At 55.8% G+C, this 16,212-nt stretch carries 10 protein-coding genes; 5 read left to right on the top strand and 5 right to left on the bottom strand.

Annotated elements, in window-relative coordinates:
* Positions 1–424: 424 nt before the first annotated feature.
* The 3 genes from Pla52o_RS19825 (at position 425) to Pla52o_RS19815 (ending at position 3,405) form a co-directional block, all read left to right on the top strand.
* Positions 425–823, top strand: coding sequence for an Hpt domain-containing protein (locus tag Pla52o_RS19825; protein WP_146596378.1), 399 nt, complete (start codon positions 425–427; stop codon positions 821–823).
* Positions 820–1,923, top strand: a complete 1,104-nt coding sequence (locus Pla52o_RS19820; RefSeq protein ID WP_146596377.1) for an HD domain-containing phosphohydrolase — start codon at positions 820–822, stop codon at positions 1,921–1,923. The genes Pla52o_RS19825 and Pla52o_RS19820 overlap by 4 nt, the downstream gene beginning before the upstream one ends.
* Positions 1,924–2,082: 159 nt before the next feature.
* Positions 2,083–3,405 (top strand): OmpP1/FadL family transporter, encoded by a 1,323-nt coding sequence (locus Pla52o_RS19815; RefSeq protein ID WP_146596376.1) that lies wholly within the window; start codon positions 2,083–2,085, stop codon positions 3,403–3,405.
* Between the two features lie 28 nt (positions 3,406–3,433).
* Here the strand turns inward: Pla52o_RS19815 and Pla52o_RS19810 are convergent, their stop codons facing one another.
* On the bottom strand, positions 3,434–4,471 hold the full coding sequence (locus Pla52o_RS19810; protein WP_146596375.1) for a class I SAM-dependent methyltransferase: 1,038 nt from the start codon (positions 4,469–4,471) through the stop codon (positions 3,434–3,436).
* Between the two features lie 649 nt (positions 4,472–5,120).
* Here Pla52o_RS19810 and Pla52o_RS19805 point away from each other — a divergent pair.
* Positions 5,121–11,045, top strand: a complete 5,925-nt coding sequence (locus tag Pla52o_RS19805) for an ATP-binding protein (RefSeq protein ID WP_146596374.1) — start codon at positions 5,121–5,123, stop codon at positions 11,043–11,045.
* Positions 11,046–11,119: 74 nt separating this feature from the next.
* On the opposite strand, the gene Pla52o_RS19800 is transcribed toward Pla52o_RS19805, so the two are convergent.
* The 3 genes from Pla52o_RS19800 to smpB all read right to left on the bottom strand — a co-directional run bounded on the left by Pla52o_RS19800 (position 11,120) and on the right by smpB (position 13,780).
* Entirely contained in the window at positions 11,120–12,484 is a 1,365-nt protein-coding gene (locus Pla52o_RS19800) for an ABC transporter permease (RefSeq protein WP_146596373.1), read from the bottom strand.
* Between the two features lie 24 nt (positions 12,485–12,508).
* A complete protein-coding gene (locus tag Pla52o_RS19795; RefSeq protein ID WP_146596372.1) occupies positions 12,509–13,204 on the bottom strand; it encodes an ABC transporter ATP-binding protein in 696 nt (231 codons plus the stop codon).
* A 72-nt stretch (positions 13,205–13,276) separates the two neighbouring features.
* Complete coding sequence (gene smpB / locus Pla52o_RS19790; protein WP_146596371.1) at positions 13,277–13,780, bottom strand: SsrA-binding protein SmpB; 504 nt, start codon at positions 13,778–13,780, stop codon at positions 13,277–13,279.
* Positions 13,781–13,981: 201 nt separating this feature from the next.
* Here smpB and lipA point away from each other — a divergent pair, with 201 nt between their 5' ends.
* A complete protein-coding gene (lipA, locus tag Pla52o_RS19785) occupies positions 13,982–14,899 on the top strand; it encodes a lipoyl synthase (protein ID WP_146596370.1) in 918 nt (305 codons plus the stop codon).
* A 397-nt stretch (positions 14,900–15,296) separates the two neighbouring features.
* Here the strand turns inward: lipA and Pla52o_RS19780 are convergent, their stop codons facing one another.
* Positions 15,297–16,187 carry a histidinol-phosphatase gene (locus tag Pla52o_RS19780; RefSeq protein ID WP_146596369.1) on the bottom strand — a complete coding sequence of 297 codons (891 nt, stop codon included), beginning with the start codon at positions 16,185–16,187 and terminating at the stop codon, positions 15,297–15,299.
* Between the last annotated feature and the right edge of the window lie 25 nt (positions 16,188–16,212).

Here is a 16,212-nt window from a genome sequence, read left to right as displayed (position 1 = left end):
GAACTTGACCCAAGTGCCCAACCCAGCATCGAAAAAAATTGCGGACTCCCCCTGATTTAATCGCGGGCTGCACTCGTGTGCTGGACCGCTCCATTGCGGAGAGGGCCAACACACCACCCGTGCTAACTCGGCAACCTCCACCAGGGCCAGCCATTGGTACTAAATCCCGCAGCCCACCCCGTTTGCGCTTCAAGGGGCGGCAAACCGCACCCGCCGGCTGGTTTTGTCAATTAACGCGATTTCCTGCGTATTTACGGCACTTACCGCCGGGGGGTTGGGCCACCCAGAGCCTGAGTTTGGCAAAGAAATCGGTAATAATGGCGTGTTCATCGACAAGCGAGAGCTAGCGTTTAGGTACCAGAAAGGATTTCCCATGACGCTGACCAAGGAAAGTCGCTGAGCCTATTTTTCTAAATACATTCCCATGACCTTCACATTCACATCCGATTCTCACGCTCCTATCATTGACCGCGAACTATTGATTCGGCGGATGATGGGCAGCACCGAGATGGCCAAACGCATGCTTCATCGGTTTGTGGAAACCTGTCCCGAGGAATACGACCTGATCGAATCGACGGTACGGCTAGGGGACAAAGACTCCGTTGCCTCGATTGCCCATCGGCACAAGGGAACCGCTCAAACGATGGCGTCACAACGGGTAGCCGAAATCGCCGCCGAGTTGGAGATCCGCGCCCACAGCGACTCGGTCTCCGAATTGCTCGAGATGGTTGAGCAACTGCGAGCATTGCACCGCGAGGTTCAAAAGTTTGTCAGTGATGAATTTCCCGATATCGCGAGCGAAAAGGGTAGGAACGGAAAATGACACTAAAATTACCGACAAAATCGACTCATATTCTGGTCGTCGATGACGACCCGATCGCGGCCGAGACGCTCTGTCATGCGTTAACCCAGTTCGGCTATTCTTCGGTGATGGCGTCCGATGGGGTGGAAGCGATCCAGCACGTGCGCACGGGCAAGTACCGAATCGTGATCTCCGACATCGAAATGCCGCGGATGAACGGAATCGATTTGTGCCGTGAAATTCGCAGTCGCAATTCGTGCGACTACACCTATGTGATTCTGTTGACCGGCCGCTGTGGCACGGAAAATGTCGTCGAAGGGCTCAATGCAGGGGCCGATGACTACATTTCCAAGCCATTCAGCCCCAGTGAGTTGTTGATGCGAATTCGTGCGGGCGAGCGTCTGTTGTTACAGGAGAGTCGCGAGTTGATGATTTTCGCGCTCGCCAAGTTGGCAGACAGTCGCGACAACGAAACGGGCAGCCATCTGGAGCGGATCCGTGAGTATTGCCGCGCACTCTGTATCGAGCTTTCGAGTTGGCCTGAATATCAAGAAATCATTGATGGGATCTATATTCAATCGATTTACGAAACCAGTCCCCTGCATGACATTGGCAAGGTGGGCATTCCCGACCGCATCCTACTGAAACCGGGAAGGCTGACACGCGAGGAATTCGCGATCATGACCCAACACGCAAAGATTGGGGCGAATACGCTGCAGTCGGTCGCCGAAGCGCATCCCGAGGCGACCGTTTTGAATATGGCGTACCAAATCGCGTTGACCCATCACGAGCGTTGGGACGGAACCGGCTATCCCAATGGTTTGTCCGGGCAAGAGATTCCGCTTTGTGGGCGGATCGTGGCGGTCGCCGATGTCTACGATGCCCTGACCAGCCACCGCGTCTACAAGACGGCCTTTTCCCACGAAAAGGCCGTCCAATTGATTCGCGAAGGCTCCGGATCGCATTTCGACCCTGATATGGTGCGGGCCTTTCTGAAACTGGAAGCCGAGTTTGCGCGAATCAAGCAAACTCTCACCGATGCTCCCGAAAGCCAAAATTCGGAGCTCCAGCGGATGCCAACGCGGAACGCCAACTCCGCGCTGTCGCTACAAAACACCTAACCCGCATAACCGGTGTGCGGCAAACCGCCGATCCCATTTCCCCGCAGATTCCGTACAGCCCTCCTAAGCGGCTAATCCGATCAAGCCCGATAGGCGTTGCGTTCAAGCGAACCACAACGTGTTTGAGCTTAGGGGCAAAAGATCAAGGGCGATGGGGCGATGATGAGACTTGGGACGAAACGATTCTGGCGAGCAAAGACGCCGCCAACCGGACTGCTACTAACGACATGGGCTCTCGCCTTTCTCGCCAGCCCGAGCTATGCGGCGGGGACGATTAGCAACGCCCTCTCGGCGCGTGAAGCCGGTCGCGGCGGCACCAACCTCGGCTTTGGCGACAATGGAGTGTTGTTGTTGGACAATGCGGCCGGGATGCAAGGCTTGGTAGGCGATTGCGATTGCAATGACGTCTACATCGAGATGGGTGGCGCCGGATTGTTCACCGATTTGAGCTATGCCGACAACGAGAACGCAACGACCGATGCTGCGGACAATCCGACCGGGCTGGGATACTTCATGGTCGCACGGCGACTAAACGAAGACATCGTGCTTGGCTTCGGCGCGTTCGCGCCAGCCGGATTCGCCTCCGATTATGATCTCAACGGGCCGGCGACGCTGCCGGGTCAGTACACCTATAAATCGTTCGGCGCCCTGGCTCGCATTTTACCGGGCATCTCGGTTCGAATGACCGAGGCTTGGACCGTGGGCGCGACCCTTGGCACCGCCATCAGTCATGTTGAAATCGAAGGCCCCTATTACCTGAACTCCGGACCGCTGCGAGGCACGCCAACGATCTTGGATCTCCAAGCCACCGGCGCAGCGTTGTCGTGGTCCTGCGGCACCCAATACGCTCTGTCGGACCGCACCACGGTGGGGGTCCATTATCAAAGTGAAAACGAATTCAAATCCGCTGGAAAAGCGGCCGTGGAGATCGCCGGCTTGGGACGCAGTCAATACGACGTTGAATTTGGACTGACCTGGGCCCGCTCGGTGGGCATCGGGTTGATGCATCAACTTGATTCACGCCAACGCATCGGACTCGATTTCGAATGGGAAGATTGGTCGAGTGCCTATGACAACGCCGAACTCCTCTTTACCCAGCCGAGCAATCCGACGTTTCGAACGGTCGCGGGCCCATCGATCGCCGAACAGTTTCCGCTCCGTTGGACAGACGCCTTGATCGTCAGCAGCGGATACGAACGCGACCTCAGCGATCACCAAACGGTGCGTTTAGGATATCGCTACCAAGACAATCCGATTCCCGCGGCAACCACAAGCACTTACCTGCAAACAACGCTGCAGCATCATTTTTCAGTCGGTTATGGATTCAAACACCGCGACTGGGAAATCGACACGGCCTACCAATTCGCCTTCGCACCGGACGTCCATACCGGAGTCAGCATGTACCCCGGCGGCGATTACTCGCATGCCACCGTCACGACGCAAACGCACATGGTCTTTCTCAGTGCGATACGTCGTTTTTGATCCAGGGCTTGGTCCCGCAACGCGGCGGCTAACGCTTGGTCATTTCCATGATCACCACGTTGTCATTGACTTCGGCAACCACCCGAATTTCATCAACCGCCGATTGAACCACCTTGTCGGCTAACTGCATCATCTGGCCGCGGGTTCGATAGATTAGATGCCAATCCATGAACATTTCCATGTAGCCGACGTCGCGAATTTCGGGCAAGAAATTTGCGATCACCAACTTTCCGCCCGGACGTAGGCAATCAAACAGGTTGGCGGTTAATCGCATCGCGGTCGAGTCGGCCAAATAGTCGTAAAGCCCGGTGGAGTAGATCAAATCGAACGAACCGAGATCGAGATTCCCCGTTAACATTTGGCGGATGTTTGCGGTCACCGCATCAATCCCATAGCGGCCGTAGCAACGGTCGATTTCCTCAAGACTTTTCTCGTCCGCGTCCATCGCGACGAAACGTTCGAACCGTTTCCGCCGGACCCCGGTCGACAGACTCGCCTCGCGAAGATGCCCCGCCGCGACCGCCAACACATGTTGATCACTGCTTTGACGCGCGATCGCATCGAGCATTTCAGCGACATAACAACGTCGTTCACGCACACCGGCGGACGCGGGTGCCGCCGTCGTGTAGTTGAAAATCGCTGACCCCACCGCACTCGCTTCGGGCCGCTGCCAATCCTCTTCACGACCGTAAATGTAATCCATCATCACCGCGTCACCCGCGTAACCGCGAGGCTTGTTGAACGCTCTAGCAGTAAAGGGGTCTTGGTGCAGGAACTCTTTGATCGGGTGCTCGCGTCCCTCTTTGATCATCTCTTGCCACTGAGCTTTGGGCGTTGAATGACGAATCGATCGCAAACCATGAAACAATCGATCGACCGCGTTTTCGACTTCAGAAGCCACCGACTTAGGCGAAGCGAGTATCGAGTGAATTTGATCAAGAAGAGATTTCAGCGTCACTTCGGTCGAGACCGCAGAGGACGCGAGTTCGTCACCCTTACGTCGTGTGCTGCTAAGTTCGCCAGCTCTTTTGGCACGCCTAACGTAATTTCCAGACACCATGCTCATGGTGATTTGCCCCTAGATAAATGTTGAAAAGTCAACGACATGCATTGTCATTCAAACGAATGCGTCTGATCGACACACGCTGCGTTGATGCGAGATGTGCAATATTCCAAAGCTGAACGAAATGTCAAGCGATTGCGCCGAGCCACGCCCTCCCTCTCCCCTCACACGAGCTACAACGGTTGTAACGAACAACCACTCGCTCCGCTGTGCCGGAGAAACGGACCAAGGGAGCGGGCATTCACCGTCGCAACCACTCAATTCACTGACCGTTAGAACAAACCCAGACAACGATGCGGATCCCCGTAAAGCGTTTCTTGCCGACTTCGATTGGCACGCCCACGACCCTCCCTGACGGGGGCCCGCCCAACCCTCAAAATTTAGCCAGAAATCTTTTCGACTTTATTTGAAATGTCGTCTCGACCGTTAAAAATGACCTAAGCTTAAACAGGACATCACATCGAGAGAGATTAGCTCGCGTGGGCATCCCATGGACATCCATGGCGAATGATCGCCGAGCTTGCCACTCCCTTGATTGCATGTTTCCATTTTTGACACGCTCCGATGTTGCTCCGGAACGTCTCAAAACAATCGCAATACGATTTGATCGCGTTGGATAGTCCATTGCGGACACCCTAAACCCTTTACAACTATGACACCGGTTCCCCTCGAGCTTCCCGAGCTGAGCAACTTTTCGGCAATCGCTGCGACTGAATCTCACGGTCCGATGGCGAGCTGTCTCGTGAAGTCGCATCTGAGCGGGCGAAATTGCATTGCCGAATGGATTGAAGCGAAAGAATCCTCGGACAAACTGTTCTCGCGAGTCCGTCGAGACTGGCAAAGCAACGTCCGACAGCAGCCCACCGGAAGTCTCAAACAGCGTCATTTTTACGATTCCTTGACGCGGCTAACACGCGTGATCGATTTACCCCGGGGGGAACCCCTCAAGGGACGAATCTTTAGCCGCCGGTTTGAGTTGGATGCCGTCCTTCAGACCGCGATCTCGTTGACCCAATGCTTGGACGATTGGCACCGTTTATCGCGGGTCCACAGTTGGTTGAATGCCGATTGTGTGTTTTGCGATTCCCAATTCCAAGTGCAATTGCGAGACGGCTTGGTGGTGCAAGTCCATGCACAAGAGGACTTCACTTCTCTTCCTGTAGAGCATCTTGTTTTCGTTTCACCCGAATCAAGTGGCGTGCTTGCGCGTAAGATCAGCCCGGCATCGGATTTGTATTCGGTCGGTGCGATCATCTTTGGGATGTTGTCGGGGCGAGCGCCAATTGAGGCGTCCAACGCGAGTGACTATTTTGATCGCCAATTGTGTGTCGATCCCCCTCGGCTTCGCGAATTGGGGATCAAGATCCCCCAAGCCCTCGACGACGTGGTCGCCCGTTTATTGCATCGTGATCCTCGTAATCGTTACGAGACGGCGACCGCTTTATCGCACGATCTCGAGCACATCCAACGCGTGCAAAACACGCCTCAAGCGGATGCGTCCTTCCCGATTGGCACCCACGACATTCGATTCCAGTTGACCGAACCCTCGTTGGTCGGTCGCGACGAAGCGATTCAAACGATCCAAGCATCGATCGACGATTCCCTTTTGGGCAATGCGCGACTGCAAGCGATCACCGGTGGCGAAGTCAGCGACCGTCGAATGCTTGTCGACGAGATCGTGCTGCGTGCGAAATCCCAAGGTTTGTTGGTGTTCCGAGGCGGAGTTCCCTCCACCCGCACCTCCAAACCACTGCAGTCGCTCGAATCGTTTTTCTCTGGAATCGTCTCGCTGTGCCGGAACGATCCAGAGCTAGCGGTGCGTTTGGCCGAAGCGACCAGGAATCATGCGACGACCCTGCGTGAATTGTTGCCTGCGCTATCATCCCTTTGGACGAGCAAAGATCACTCGGGCCCCGAAGCCTATGGCAGCCAACGGATGGCGATCGCATTGTCCGAGTTTTTTGCGGCGCTTGCCAAAGATTCATCGGGGCTGACATTGCTGTTCGATGACCTCGACACCGCCGATGAATTGACGCGCACGGTGATGCGAACGATCATGGATCGCGCGGCGTCGGAGCACGGCAATTGCGTGTTATGCGTGGTCACCGGGAACTCGGCGGAATCGCTAAACCTAGCGACAATCGAAGACCAGATTCAACTCGAACCGCTGTCATCCGAGGCGCTCGAATTGCACCTCGAATCGACCGCTGGAATGTTGGCGAAATCGATCAAACACTCCATCGTGGACATCGCCGATGGCAGCATCACGATGGCTTCGGCAATCCTGAGGCGGATGATTGATACCAATACTTGCATCCATTCCAAGCAAGGTTGGGTTGCCGACGCGGATCTTTCCGACGCACTGCGCGGCGATGTAACGTTTGCCGAACTGTTGGCGCGCCAAGTCAACACCCTGCCCCCGGAGGCCTTGCGTTTGCTGGCCACGGCGGCAGTGATCGGCCGACATTTTAATCTACAAATGCTGGCGTCCATGACCGGAGTCCCCTACTCCGAAATCTTCAAAGTCGCAACCGATGCCTATGGGCGACGGGTATTGTGGCGTGAAACGAGCCCCGGTTGGTACAGCTTCGCTAACGATCAAATCCATCACCAACTCCAAGCGCACTTGGCTGCGTCCGAACGACGGCAAATCCATTTGCAAGCGGTCGACTATCTCCAACAGCATGACCCGACCAACTTTTTTGACCTCGCATTTCACTACGATGCAGCGGGGCAAGGCGAACTCGCGTTGAGCACTTCGCTTGCGGCCGCTCGCGTCGCACGGCAACACTTTTCGTTGTCGGTCGCTCAGGATCAACTCAAAATCGCCCAACGCTGGGTCTCCTCCCAAGACCGGCAAACCGAATCCGAGATCCTCGAGGGAATGGGGACCATCCACCTACTAGCCGGACAATACAACCAAGCGGAATACTGCCTGCACGAAGCCTTTGCGCTGGCGGATTCGCCACTCGCCAAGGCCCGAGTCCAGCAACAGATCGGGGAGGTCTCGTTCAAACGAGGGCGATTCTCCGAAGCGGCAAATGAATTTGAACAAGCCTTGACGTTGACCGGCATCCGGCTGCCAAGCAACGTGATCACGATGTTTTTTGGACTCGTGACCCAGTCGTTCTTTCAAATCATCCACACCTACCTGCCCGATCGCTGGATCGCGCGACAATCCTCGCTGTCCGAACTCGATTGCCTCAGACTAGAACTACTCAGCCGCCTCTCGCGTGTGTATTGGTTTAGTCGCCACAAGCTTTGGACGCTCAGCAATCACTTGCGATCGTTGAACGAAGCGGAACGATTCGCCCCCTCCGCCACGCTGGCCGCAGTCTATAGCGAACACGGTCCGGTGATGAGTTTGCTGCGTTGGTTCAAACGAGCCCATCGATACGCCAACCGATCGTTGTCGATTCGCAAGTCATTGGGAGATTTGTGGGGTCAGGGCCAATCGATGCACTACCACTGTGTGGTGATGTTGGCCGCGTGCGATTTCGAAGATGCGATTGCGATGTCCCGGCGGAGCGTGGAATTGCTGCGTCAAACCGGTGACGTCTGGGAAATGAACATGGCCCGCTACCAAGCGGCCAACGCGTTGTATCGAGTCGGACGCCTCCGTCAAGCGAGCGAGCTTGCCAAGCAAATGTTTGAATCAGGTCGCCAGATCGGAGATCTTCAAGCGACCGGGATCAGCTTGGACGTTTGGGCTCGAACCTCACCGCAAACCCTTCCCTTAGCCCTTGTGGTGGCCGAGGCCTCACGCTATCGAGCCGATGCCCAAAGCCATGCCCAAACTCAACTCGCCTACGCGGTCATCCTGTTGCATCACGATCGCATTGACGAAGCGATTGCGGTCTTGCGAGATACAATTGCTCGCTGCAAACACGCTGGGCACCTGAACACCTATATCAGCCCCTGCTACACATGGTTGGGAACGGCACTGCGTCTGCAACTCGAATCGATCGACAGTCATGACGGCCGCCGTTTCCGCAACCAATTACAGATCACCCATGCTGCGATGCTCAAGGCGGCACGTATCGCCAAAGGATTTCCGGCGGACCGTGCGCACGCTCACCGTGAACTTGCGATCTTGCAGATGATGCGGGGAAAACCCTCGCGTGCAATTCGGCATCTAAACCTCAGCATCAAATTCGCGGTCGCTTGCGGCGAACCCATCGAAGAACGCGACACATTGCAAGTCCTGCATGCATTGTACGAACGCGAAACAGCGCTGCTCGGCCCCCTGCCCGCTGTTCGCCAATCGCGACTGATGGAACTCAACAACCTCTTTCCCTCGGTCGTCGAAGAGCATTCCCTCTCGGGACAGGGCGTAACGAATCTATCGTTGGCCGATCGCTTTGTCACGGTTCTGAAATCGGGACGCCGCATCGCTCAAGCGTTATCGGCCGATTTGGTTTACGCCGAAGCCAGCGAATCGGCTCGTCGCTTGCTACGCGGCCAGTTCGTTGACGTTGTCACGATTCATAAAGACCAAAGCGAACTTACCTTCACTCCTTGGTCGAGCGAGGACTCCGAACCAACATGCCAACGCCGTATCGAGAGTTATGAGCACCTGCTTCGCAAGGCGACGCAAACGGGGCAAGCCGTTTGCCAGGAAGAGATCGAAGGCCGCAACGACAGCGTGATTGCGGCCCCGATCGCATTTCGCGGCGAACCGGTCGCGTTGATCTTGGTCACGCATCTCGATTTGAAAAATTTGTTCGGCGATGACGAACGGCGGATCGTCGATTTCGTTACGACATTGGCCGGTGCCGCCTTGGAAAATGCCGACGGTTTTCTACGCCTGCAAAAATTGAACGATACCCTGGAACAACGCGTGCTCGAACGCACCAAGGCAGCTGAAGATCGCGCCAAGCAACTTTCCCAAAGCAACGAACAACTCCGCACAACCGAAGAACAGCTGCGCAAAGCGATCCTTCAAGCAAACTCCGCCAATGAAGCGAAAAGCCGATTTTTGGCAACGATGAGTCACGAAATTCGCACGCCGCTCAACGGCATCCTCGGCATGACCCGGCTGGCACAGCAAACCTCGGCAATTTCGCAAAAAGCCGGCTACTTGGAAACCGCCGAAGAGAGCGGCCAATCTCTGCTGACCTTGATCAACGACCTACTCGACTTCTCGAAACTCGAAGCCAAGAAGATGGAGTTGGAACGGATCCCCATGGATCTGGAACGATTGGCTGGAGAGGTCAGCCGTTTGATGGCAGCATCGGCATGGCAAAAAGGAGTCGAGTTGGTTTGCGATGTCGACGCCAATGTGCCTAAAAACACTTTGGGCGACCCTTCCCGGTTGCGGCAAATCATCATGAATCTGATCGGAAATGCGATCAAGTTCACCGAACAGGGCTTTATCGCGTTGACGATCGAACGCGTTCAAGATGACGAGGGCTCAGAGCAAATTTCGATCGCGGTCCAGGACAGCGGCATCGGCATTCCAGCGAACCAGCAAGCCAAAATATTCGAGTCATTCTCTCAAGCCGATAGCAGCACGACGCGGCGTTACGGTGGAACGGGCCTAGGGTTGGCCATCTGTAGTGAGTTGACGGAGCGAATGGGAGGAACGATCAAAGTTCACAGCGTTCCGGGAAGCGGCAGTACGTTCACGGTGCGGTTGCCATTGGAACTCGACGCCGACGGTCCACTCACCGAATCCACTCCGCAGTGGTCGACCGCGCGCGTGGCCGTGATCGATCCGCTCGAAGCGTCCCAGCGTGCCATTGCATCGGCGCTCCACAGGATTGGCGCCGAAGTGACCCTGTGGCCTTGGCATTCCGCCGGCGGCGCGGACGAGCCAGCCGATGACTTCTTTGACCAACATTGGGACCTTGTCGTGTTCGGGTGCGACGAGATCGATGCCCTGGCCAACCGCTGCGCCGCGTTGCGAATCCCCTGTCTTTTCCTGCTGCCGGCGAATGCCAATTTGTCCATCGAGCGAGCCCCGTGGTCCGCGGAGCTTCGCAAACCCGCACTCAAGTCCGAGATCATCTCGACCGCCGTAGGGTTGCTCCATCGCGATCCAAAGCACCGCTTCAACGGCAGCGATCCGGTCGCCCCATCCCGCGCATCGGCCGGTGACGATCGCGGCGAGCCGATGGCGAACGTGGTAAACGACCTCCACCGTGCGACCGGCACCACGGAGTCCAGCGACGCTAACGCGGCGGCACGAATCTTGGTCGCCGAGGACGGCGTGATCAATCAAGAAGTGATCATGGGAATTCTGCAAATGCAAGGCTTCGAAGTGGTCGTCGCCAATGACGGTGTCGAAGCGGTTCAGCTCGCATCGGAGCAAGCGTTCGACCTGTGTTTGATGGATGTCGACATGCCGAGAATGGACGGTATCGATGCGACTAAAATGATTCGAAGGAAGCAGGCGGAGACAGCGGAAACGCCGCTACCCATCGTTGCAATGACCGCCCATAGTGACGATCAAATCTGGGAACTCTGCAAATCGGCGGGGATGAACGGTTACCTCGCCAAACCGATTCAGCCGGACACCTTGTCCGAGACCCTCGAACGATTTTGTTCTAAACCGGCACTGCCTTCGATCGAATAAACTCGTCGAGCCCAAGCAGTTGAGCCGATGCACGCCGAACGAGCGGCGTGCGCATTTGCGTAACGGCATTCCCGCTACGCCGACAAATTCGATCCAACGTCGGTGCGATAGGCGGACCAAGCGGGCAGGAATCCCGCGAACAAGGCCAGCGCCACCACCAATGGCAAAATCGCCACCTCATACGTACTGGTGGTGAACAGACTGACTTGCACACCGGTTTGGGCCTCGATGTAACCGCTAGAGCACCAAATTGCAAAGTGAGCGAGGAACCATCCAAGGGCTCCTCCGACAAAGGCAATGATCAAACTCTCAGCCAAGATCACGGCGGTCACCGTTTCTCGCCGCGCCCCGAGAGCTCGCATCACGGCGATATCGCGGCGGCGATCGTTCATCGAGTTATAGATGGCGACCAAAACGCCCACCGCGGCGACGACACAGGTGATCAAGGTGATCGCCAGCAACGCTTTCAAGAGCGGTCCCACGATCGCCGACATCAATTTTGCGATCTCGCCCACCGGAGCGGCCGCTTGCGATTGAAGTCCTTCGTTGATCGTATTTTGCATCCCCGGTGCAAACATCAAGTTCCCGTTGCGAATCAAAATCGATGTGACTTCACGCTGCGGAATCACCAACGGTTTGTGAGCGGGATCACGTTGCTTCCAATCGCTCGGCTCTACGATAACCTCGTCTCCGACGAGCGGTTTGGCGTGATTTTCAAGCAAATAAAAACCTTCGAGGTTCACAAAAGCCGCACGGTCATTGGGCGTGCCGGTGGGATCGAGCACTCCCACAATTTTAAAGCCCTGGCCGTGTCCTTCCCCCTCAGGATCCCCGTGCGTCGGAAAGAACTCATCGCCCGCACGTTTTCCCATGTCGCTGGCGACGCGAGAGCCAAGCACCGCTTCAAAGTAACTATTTTCGACACTAAATTCGGTCAACGCGCGACCTTGAGCAAAGGTAAACGGTTCGTCGACATCGGGACCATGGCGTAATTTCTCAAAGAAATCGGGAGTCGTGCCGACCACACGAAACTCGCCAAAGTAATCTCCCAACGCCAAAGGAATCGCAAAACCGCCCCCCATGTAATCGGCGTAGATTCCATCACGCTCGCCCAGTGCCGGGTCGCCACCATATTCACGCACCATTTCGGCACGTTCGGGTTGCCCAAAGAATTCCATGTACTCGGTGAACGGAAGATTCTCGATCGGTTGGCTCAAGTAGTAGACACTGTTGAGCGTTAATTGCAGCGCGCTGCCCTTCGGTCCGACAACCAAGTTGTAGCCCACCGAGGCATTCCGCGTGAACGCTTCGCTGATGATCCCGAAGATGGACAACACGAGCACCACGAGTCCCACGCCAAGCGCTAACGAGAGCGTGGTCAGAGCACTGGACAAAGAGCGATGGCAAAAGTTACGCCAGGCGATTTGAATCAAAGACATCCGTTTTTTTCTTTCCAAAATTCTCTAGTGCGCGGTTGCGGAAAACGCTTGGTTGATCTGATCCAGTTTTTCGATGCGATCGAAACGCTCGGCCACATCCATGCTATGCGTGACCATTAACATCGCGACGTTCTCTTCTTGGCAAGAGCTGCGAATTAAATCGAGCACGTTTTCGGCGCTGACGGGGTCAACATTCGCCGTCGGTTCGTCACACAGTAGCAACCGTGGTTTCCCGGCCAACGAACGAGCGATGGCCACACGTTGTTGTTGGCCCACGCTCAATTGGCTGGGACGATAATGAGCACGATCGGCTAATCCGACGCGAGCGAGCAATTCATCGGCACGGCTTGGATTCATACGTCCATGGCCAAAGGTCATGCCCAGTCGCACGTTTTCAATCGCCGTGAACGCAGGCAATAAGTTGAACGTCTGGAACACATAGCCAATCGTGGAGGCACGAAAACGATCGCGGCCTTGTTCGCTTAGCTTGGTGAGCTCGGTGCCCACCAAACGAATCGACCCCGAGTCAGGCGTCAACAAGCCGGCGATCAGATGCAACAGCGTGGTTTTGCCGCCCCCACTTTGACCAATCAACGCGACCTGTTCGCCTGCATTGATTTCGAATTTCGGAATATCCAAGACCGTCAATCGCCCCCCACCGGGCTGGTCAAATGTCTTGACGAGATCCGTGATTTGAAGCGTCTTTTCCACGTTTGCCATGATTTCTTGTTGGTAAAGCTGGTTGATAACGTAAACCGAATGCGAGTTCACGCCGTCATGGGAAGAGGTAGATTAGCCGCGCCGCATCGCTCGTTGCAGCCCGCGGTCGCTATCACGTTTTTTCAGCGTTTCGCGTTTGTCGTGTAACTTCTTGCCTTTGACCAAGCCCATCACACATTTAGCGATCCCGCGCGCATTGAAATAAACACGCAATGCGATCAACGTCAGCCCGCGCTCGTGGGCTCGACCCGCGAATTTATCGAACTCGCGCGCGTGCACGAGCAATTTGCGCGGACGCCGGGGATCATGATTCCACATCCCGGCGTTCTTGTAATGGGCAATATCGCTGCCGATCAGCCATAACTCGTTGTCTTTAACGCGAATATAAGCCTCATCGAGCGACATTTTTCCGTCGCGCATCGACTTGACCTCGCTGCCCATCAACATCAGCCCACACTCCACCGAGTCGAGAATCTCATAGCGATGCCTCGCTTTGCGATTTTCGGTCACAATGGTGAAGGTGGGTTCGGATTTTTTACCCGAAGCTTTTTTTTTGGTTTTCTTGTTTTTTGCCATAACGAGGCGAATTGTACCGCCAAGCAGTGAGTTAGCGCAGCGGGGCTTCGTTTGCTGCGAGCAAACTCCGATTTTGTGGAAAATGGGGGATTTTTGGGCTCGGTGATCAAGTCTACCGAGATGACCAACCTCCCGTCGTTTACTACAATGCGAACGACAACGCTATTTGGTTCATTCGATTCACCCGATCCCCAAACGTCCATGGCATTTCGATTACCCGTCGTCTCCGATCCTGAAATCCCTGAAGGTGCCGAAGTCAGTGCTTCCGGTCGCCTTCCCCGATGGTTGAAACGACCGATCCCGCCCAGCAATTCCAACCATCTGACCGCCGGTCTGTTGGAGGAATTGAAACTGGAAACGGTTTGTGACAATGCGAAGTGCCCCAACCGGATGGAATGTTATAGCCAGCAGACGGCGACGTTCATGATTTTGGGAGCCGTTTGCACTCGCCCCTGTGGTTTCTGTGCCGTGCATCGCGGTCGTCCACCGCAATTGCCCGAATCGGACGAACCCGAGCGATTGGCCGAAGCCGCGGCACGTCTAGGGCTGAAACACGTTGTCATCACCAGCGTCACGCGCGACGACCTGCCCGATGGCGGGGCCGATCATTTTTATCGCTGTGTCGTCGCCGTGCGCGAACGCACCGGCGCGACCACCGAAGTCTTGACCCCCGACTTTGTCCACTGCAAACCTTCCTTGGCCCGCGTCATCGAAGCACGGCCGGACGTCTTTAACCACAACATGGAAACGGTGCCGCGACTCTACCGTCGCGTTCGCGGCCCCAAAAGCGACTATCGCTGGACGCTGCAGATGATGCGGGACGTCAAACAATACGATGCCAGCGTGCGGACCAAGAGCGGATTGATGCTCGGACTCGGCGAAGAACGCGGCGAATTGCTCGAAGCTTTGGCCGACTTGCGCGAATATGACGTCGACTTCTTGACGCTCGGCCAATACTTGCAGCCCGGCGAAAAGTACCTCCCCGTGGTTCGCTACGTGCCGCCTGAGGAATTTGAGGAACTCGGCGAAATCGCCCGCAAGATGGGATTCAAGAAAGTCGCCAGCGGCCCCTTCGTTCGCAGTAGCTATCACGCTCGCGACATGGCCGAGAACGGCTAGAGCATCTTAAAAATTTGTGTGAGATGTAGGGCCAGTTTCTACCGGCCCATCACAAGGTGGCCGGTGGGAACCTCGTCTTTACCCACATTTTCAGTCGCGCTAGCGACGTAAGCACCTAGCTGCGGGCGTCAGCCCGCAGAAACGCACCCTGCCCCAATCCAAAGTCGCGATAGTGACGACAGCAGTGAGCACGATTTGCTGTCGTCGCTATCGCGACTAAGGGCAAGGATGTGGGTAATGACGAGGTGGAAACCGGCCCTACAATCCTATCTAAAGATGCTCTAGAGCATTTCTAATTTTGATCTAGCTCATGTCGCCCTTGCGGTGGACCGCGTTCTTGCGAACGCACCTACGGCTGGGATCTCACGTCAATTTTAATTGATACGCTAGCGAGCCGTTACGATGGTTTGCAGGCCGGCTTTTGCAGGCTGCTCAGGGCATCGGCGATCGCAACCTCATAGCGTTTCCGCCCCGCGAACAAGCTGATGTTTTCGTAGCCACACCGCTGCAATAACTCCATCGCCGTCTCGTACCCATCAGCGACACGCTCGGGTTGGTGGGCGTCCGCACCGATCGTGACCGGAATGTTTCGTTGCCGCATTTCCACTAACATCTCGGGGCATGGATTCATTTCCGAAATGGTTTTATTGACCCCCGAGGTATTGAGCTCCATCGCCACGCCGGTCGCCGCGATGCGATCCAATGCGCTGCGAATGTCATCCATGATCGTGGCAAGGTCCCAAGCTTCGGAGGTGAAATTTTTCACCAAATCGGGATGAGCGAGCGAGTCAAATAAGCCCGTCTCAGCAGACTGAGCGAGCAAGCGAAAATAGGTCTTCTGGACCTCCAAAACATCGCTGCTCCAATAACGCTCGCGGAACTCGCCGATCTGGGGGTGAACCGAACCGAGCACAAATTGAAAGTCGGCCGATTGGAGCTGTTTTTCGACATAGGCTTCATGCCCCTCGAAGTAATCGGCCTCGAGTCCCAAGCGAACCTCAACGCGTCCTTCCCACTGCTGACGCGTTTGTTCGACGAGGTTGACATATTCGTCGAATTGATCTTCTCGCATGCGAACATGAGCGGAAAAGCCGTTGGGCATCGGGTTATGACAGGTGACGTTAATCCCCTTCAAACCACGCTGCCAAGCGACCTCGGCATATTCGCTGGGCAGACCATCGGCATGCATACAGAGGGGGGTGTGGGAGTGGGATTCAAACAGAATTCGCTCGGTCACGGCTTGTCGATTTCCATGTTGGGTGGTCTCGGACGCCTTTTTTCGGCACACTTCTCAACCATACTTGTCGCTCCCG

It is taken from the genome of Novipirellula galeiformis (assembly GCF_007860095.1).
GTDB lineage: Bacteria > Planctomycetota > Planctomycetia > Pirellulales > Pirellulaceae > Novipirellula > Novipirellula galeiformis.
The sequence above is the reverse complement of the archived record's forward strand: the minus strand, read 5'-3'. Positions and strand labels throughout refer to the sequence as shown.

What these genes read in the sequence shown, in the direction of transcription:
- Pla52o_RS19825 (WP_146596378.1), top strand. Translation starts at nt 425, where the DNA reads ATGACCTTCACATTCACATCCGATTCTCACGCTCCTATCATTGACCGC.
- Pla52o_RS19820 (WP_146596377.1), top strand. Translation starts at nt 820, where the DNA reads ATGACACTAAAATTACCGACAAAATCGACTCATATTCTGGTCGTCGAT.
- Pla52o_RS19815 (WP_146596376.1), top strand. Translation starts at nt 2,083, where the DNA reads ATGATGAGACTTGGGACGAAACGATTCTGGCGAGCAAAGACGCCGCCA.
- Pla52o_RS19810 (WP_146596375.1), bottom strand. Translation starts at nt 4,471, where the DNA reads ATGAGCATGGTGTCTGGAAATTACGTTAGGCGTGCCAAAAGAGCTGGC.
- Pla52o_RS19805 (WP_146596374.1), top strand. Translation starts at nt 5,121, where the DNA reads ATGACACCGGTTCCCCTCGAGCTTCCCGAGCTGAGCAACTTTTCGGCA.
- Pla52o_RS19800 (WP_146596373.1), bottom strand. Translation starts at nt 12,484, where the DNA reads ATGTCTTTGATTCAAATCGCCTGGCGTAACTTTTGCCATCGCTCTTTG.
- Pla52o_RS19795 (WP_146596372.1), bottom strand. Translation starts at nt 13,204, where the DNA reads ATGGCAAACGTGGAAAAGACGCTTCAAATCACGGATCTCGTCAAGACA.
- smpB (WP_146596371.1), bottom strand. Translation starts at nt 13,780, where the DNA reads ATGGCAAAAAACAAGAAAACCAAAAAAAAAGCTTCGGGTAAAAAATCC.
- lipA (WP_146596370.1), top strand. Translation starts at nt 13,982, where the DNA reads ATGGCATTTCGATTACCCGTCGTCTCCGATCCTGAAATCCCTGAAGGT.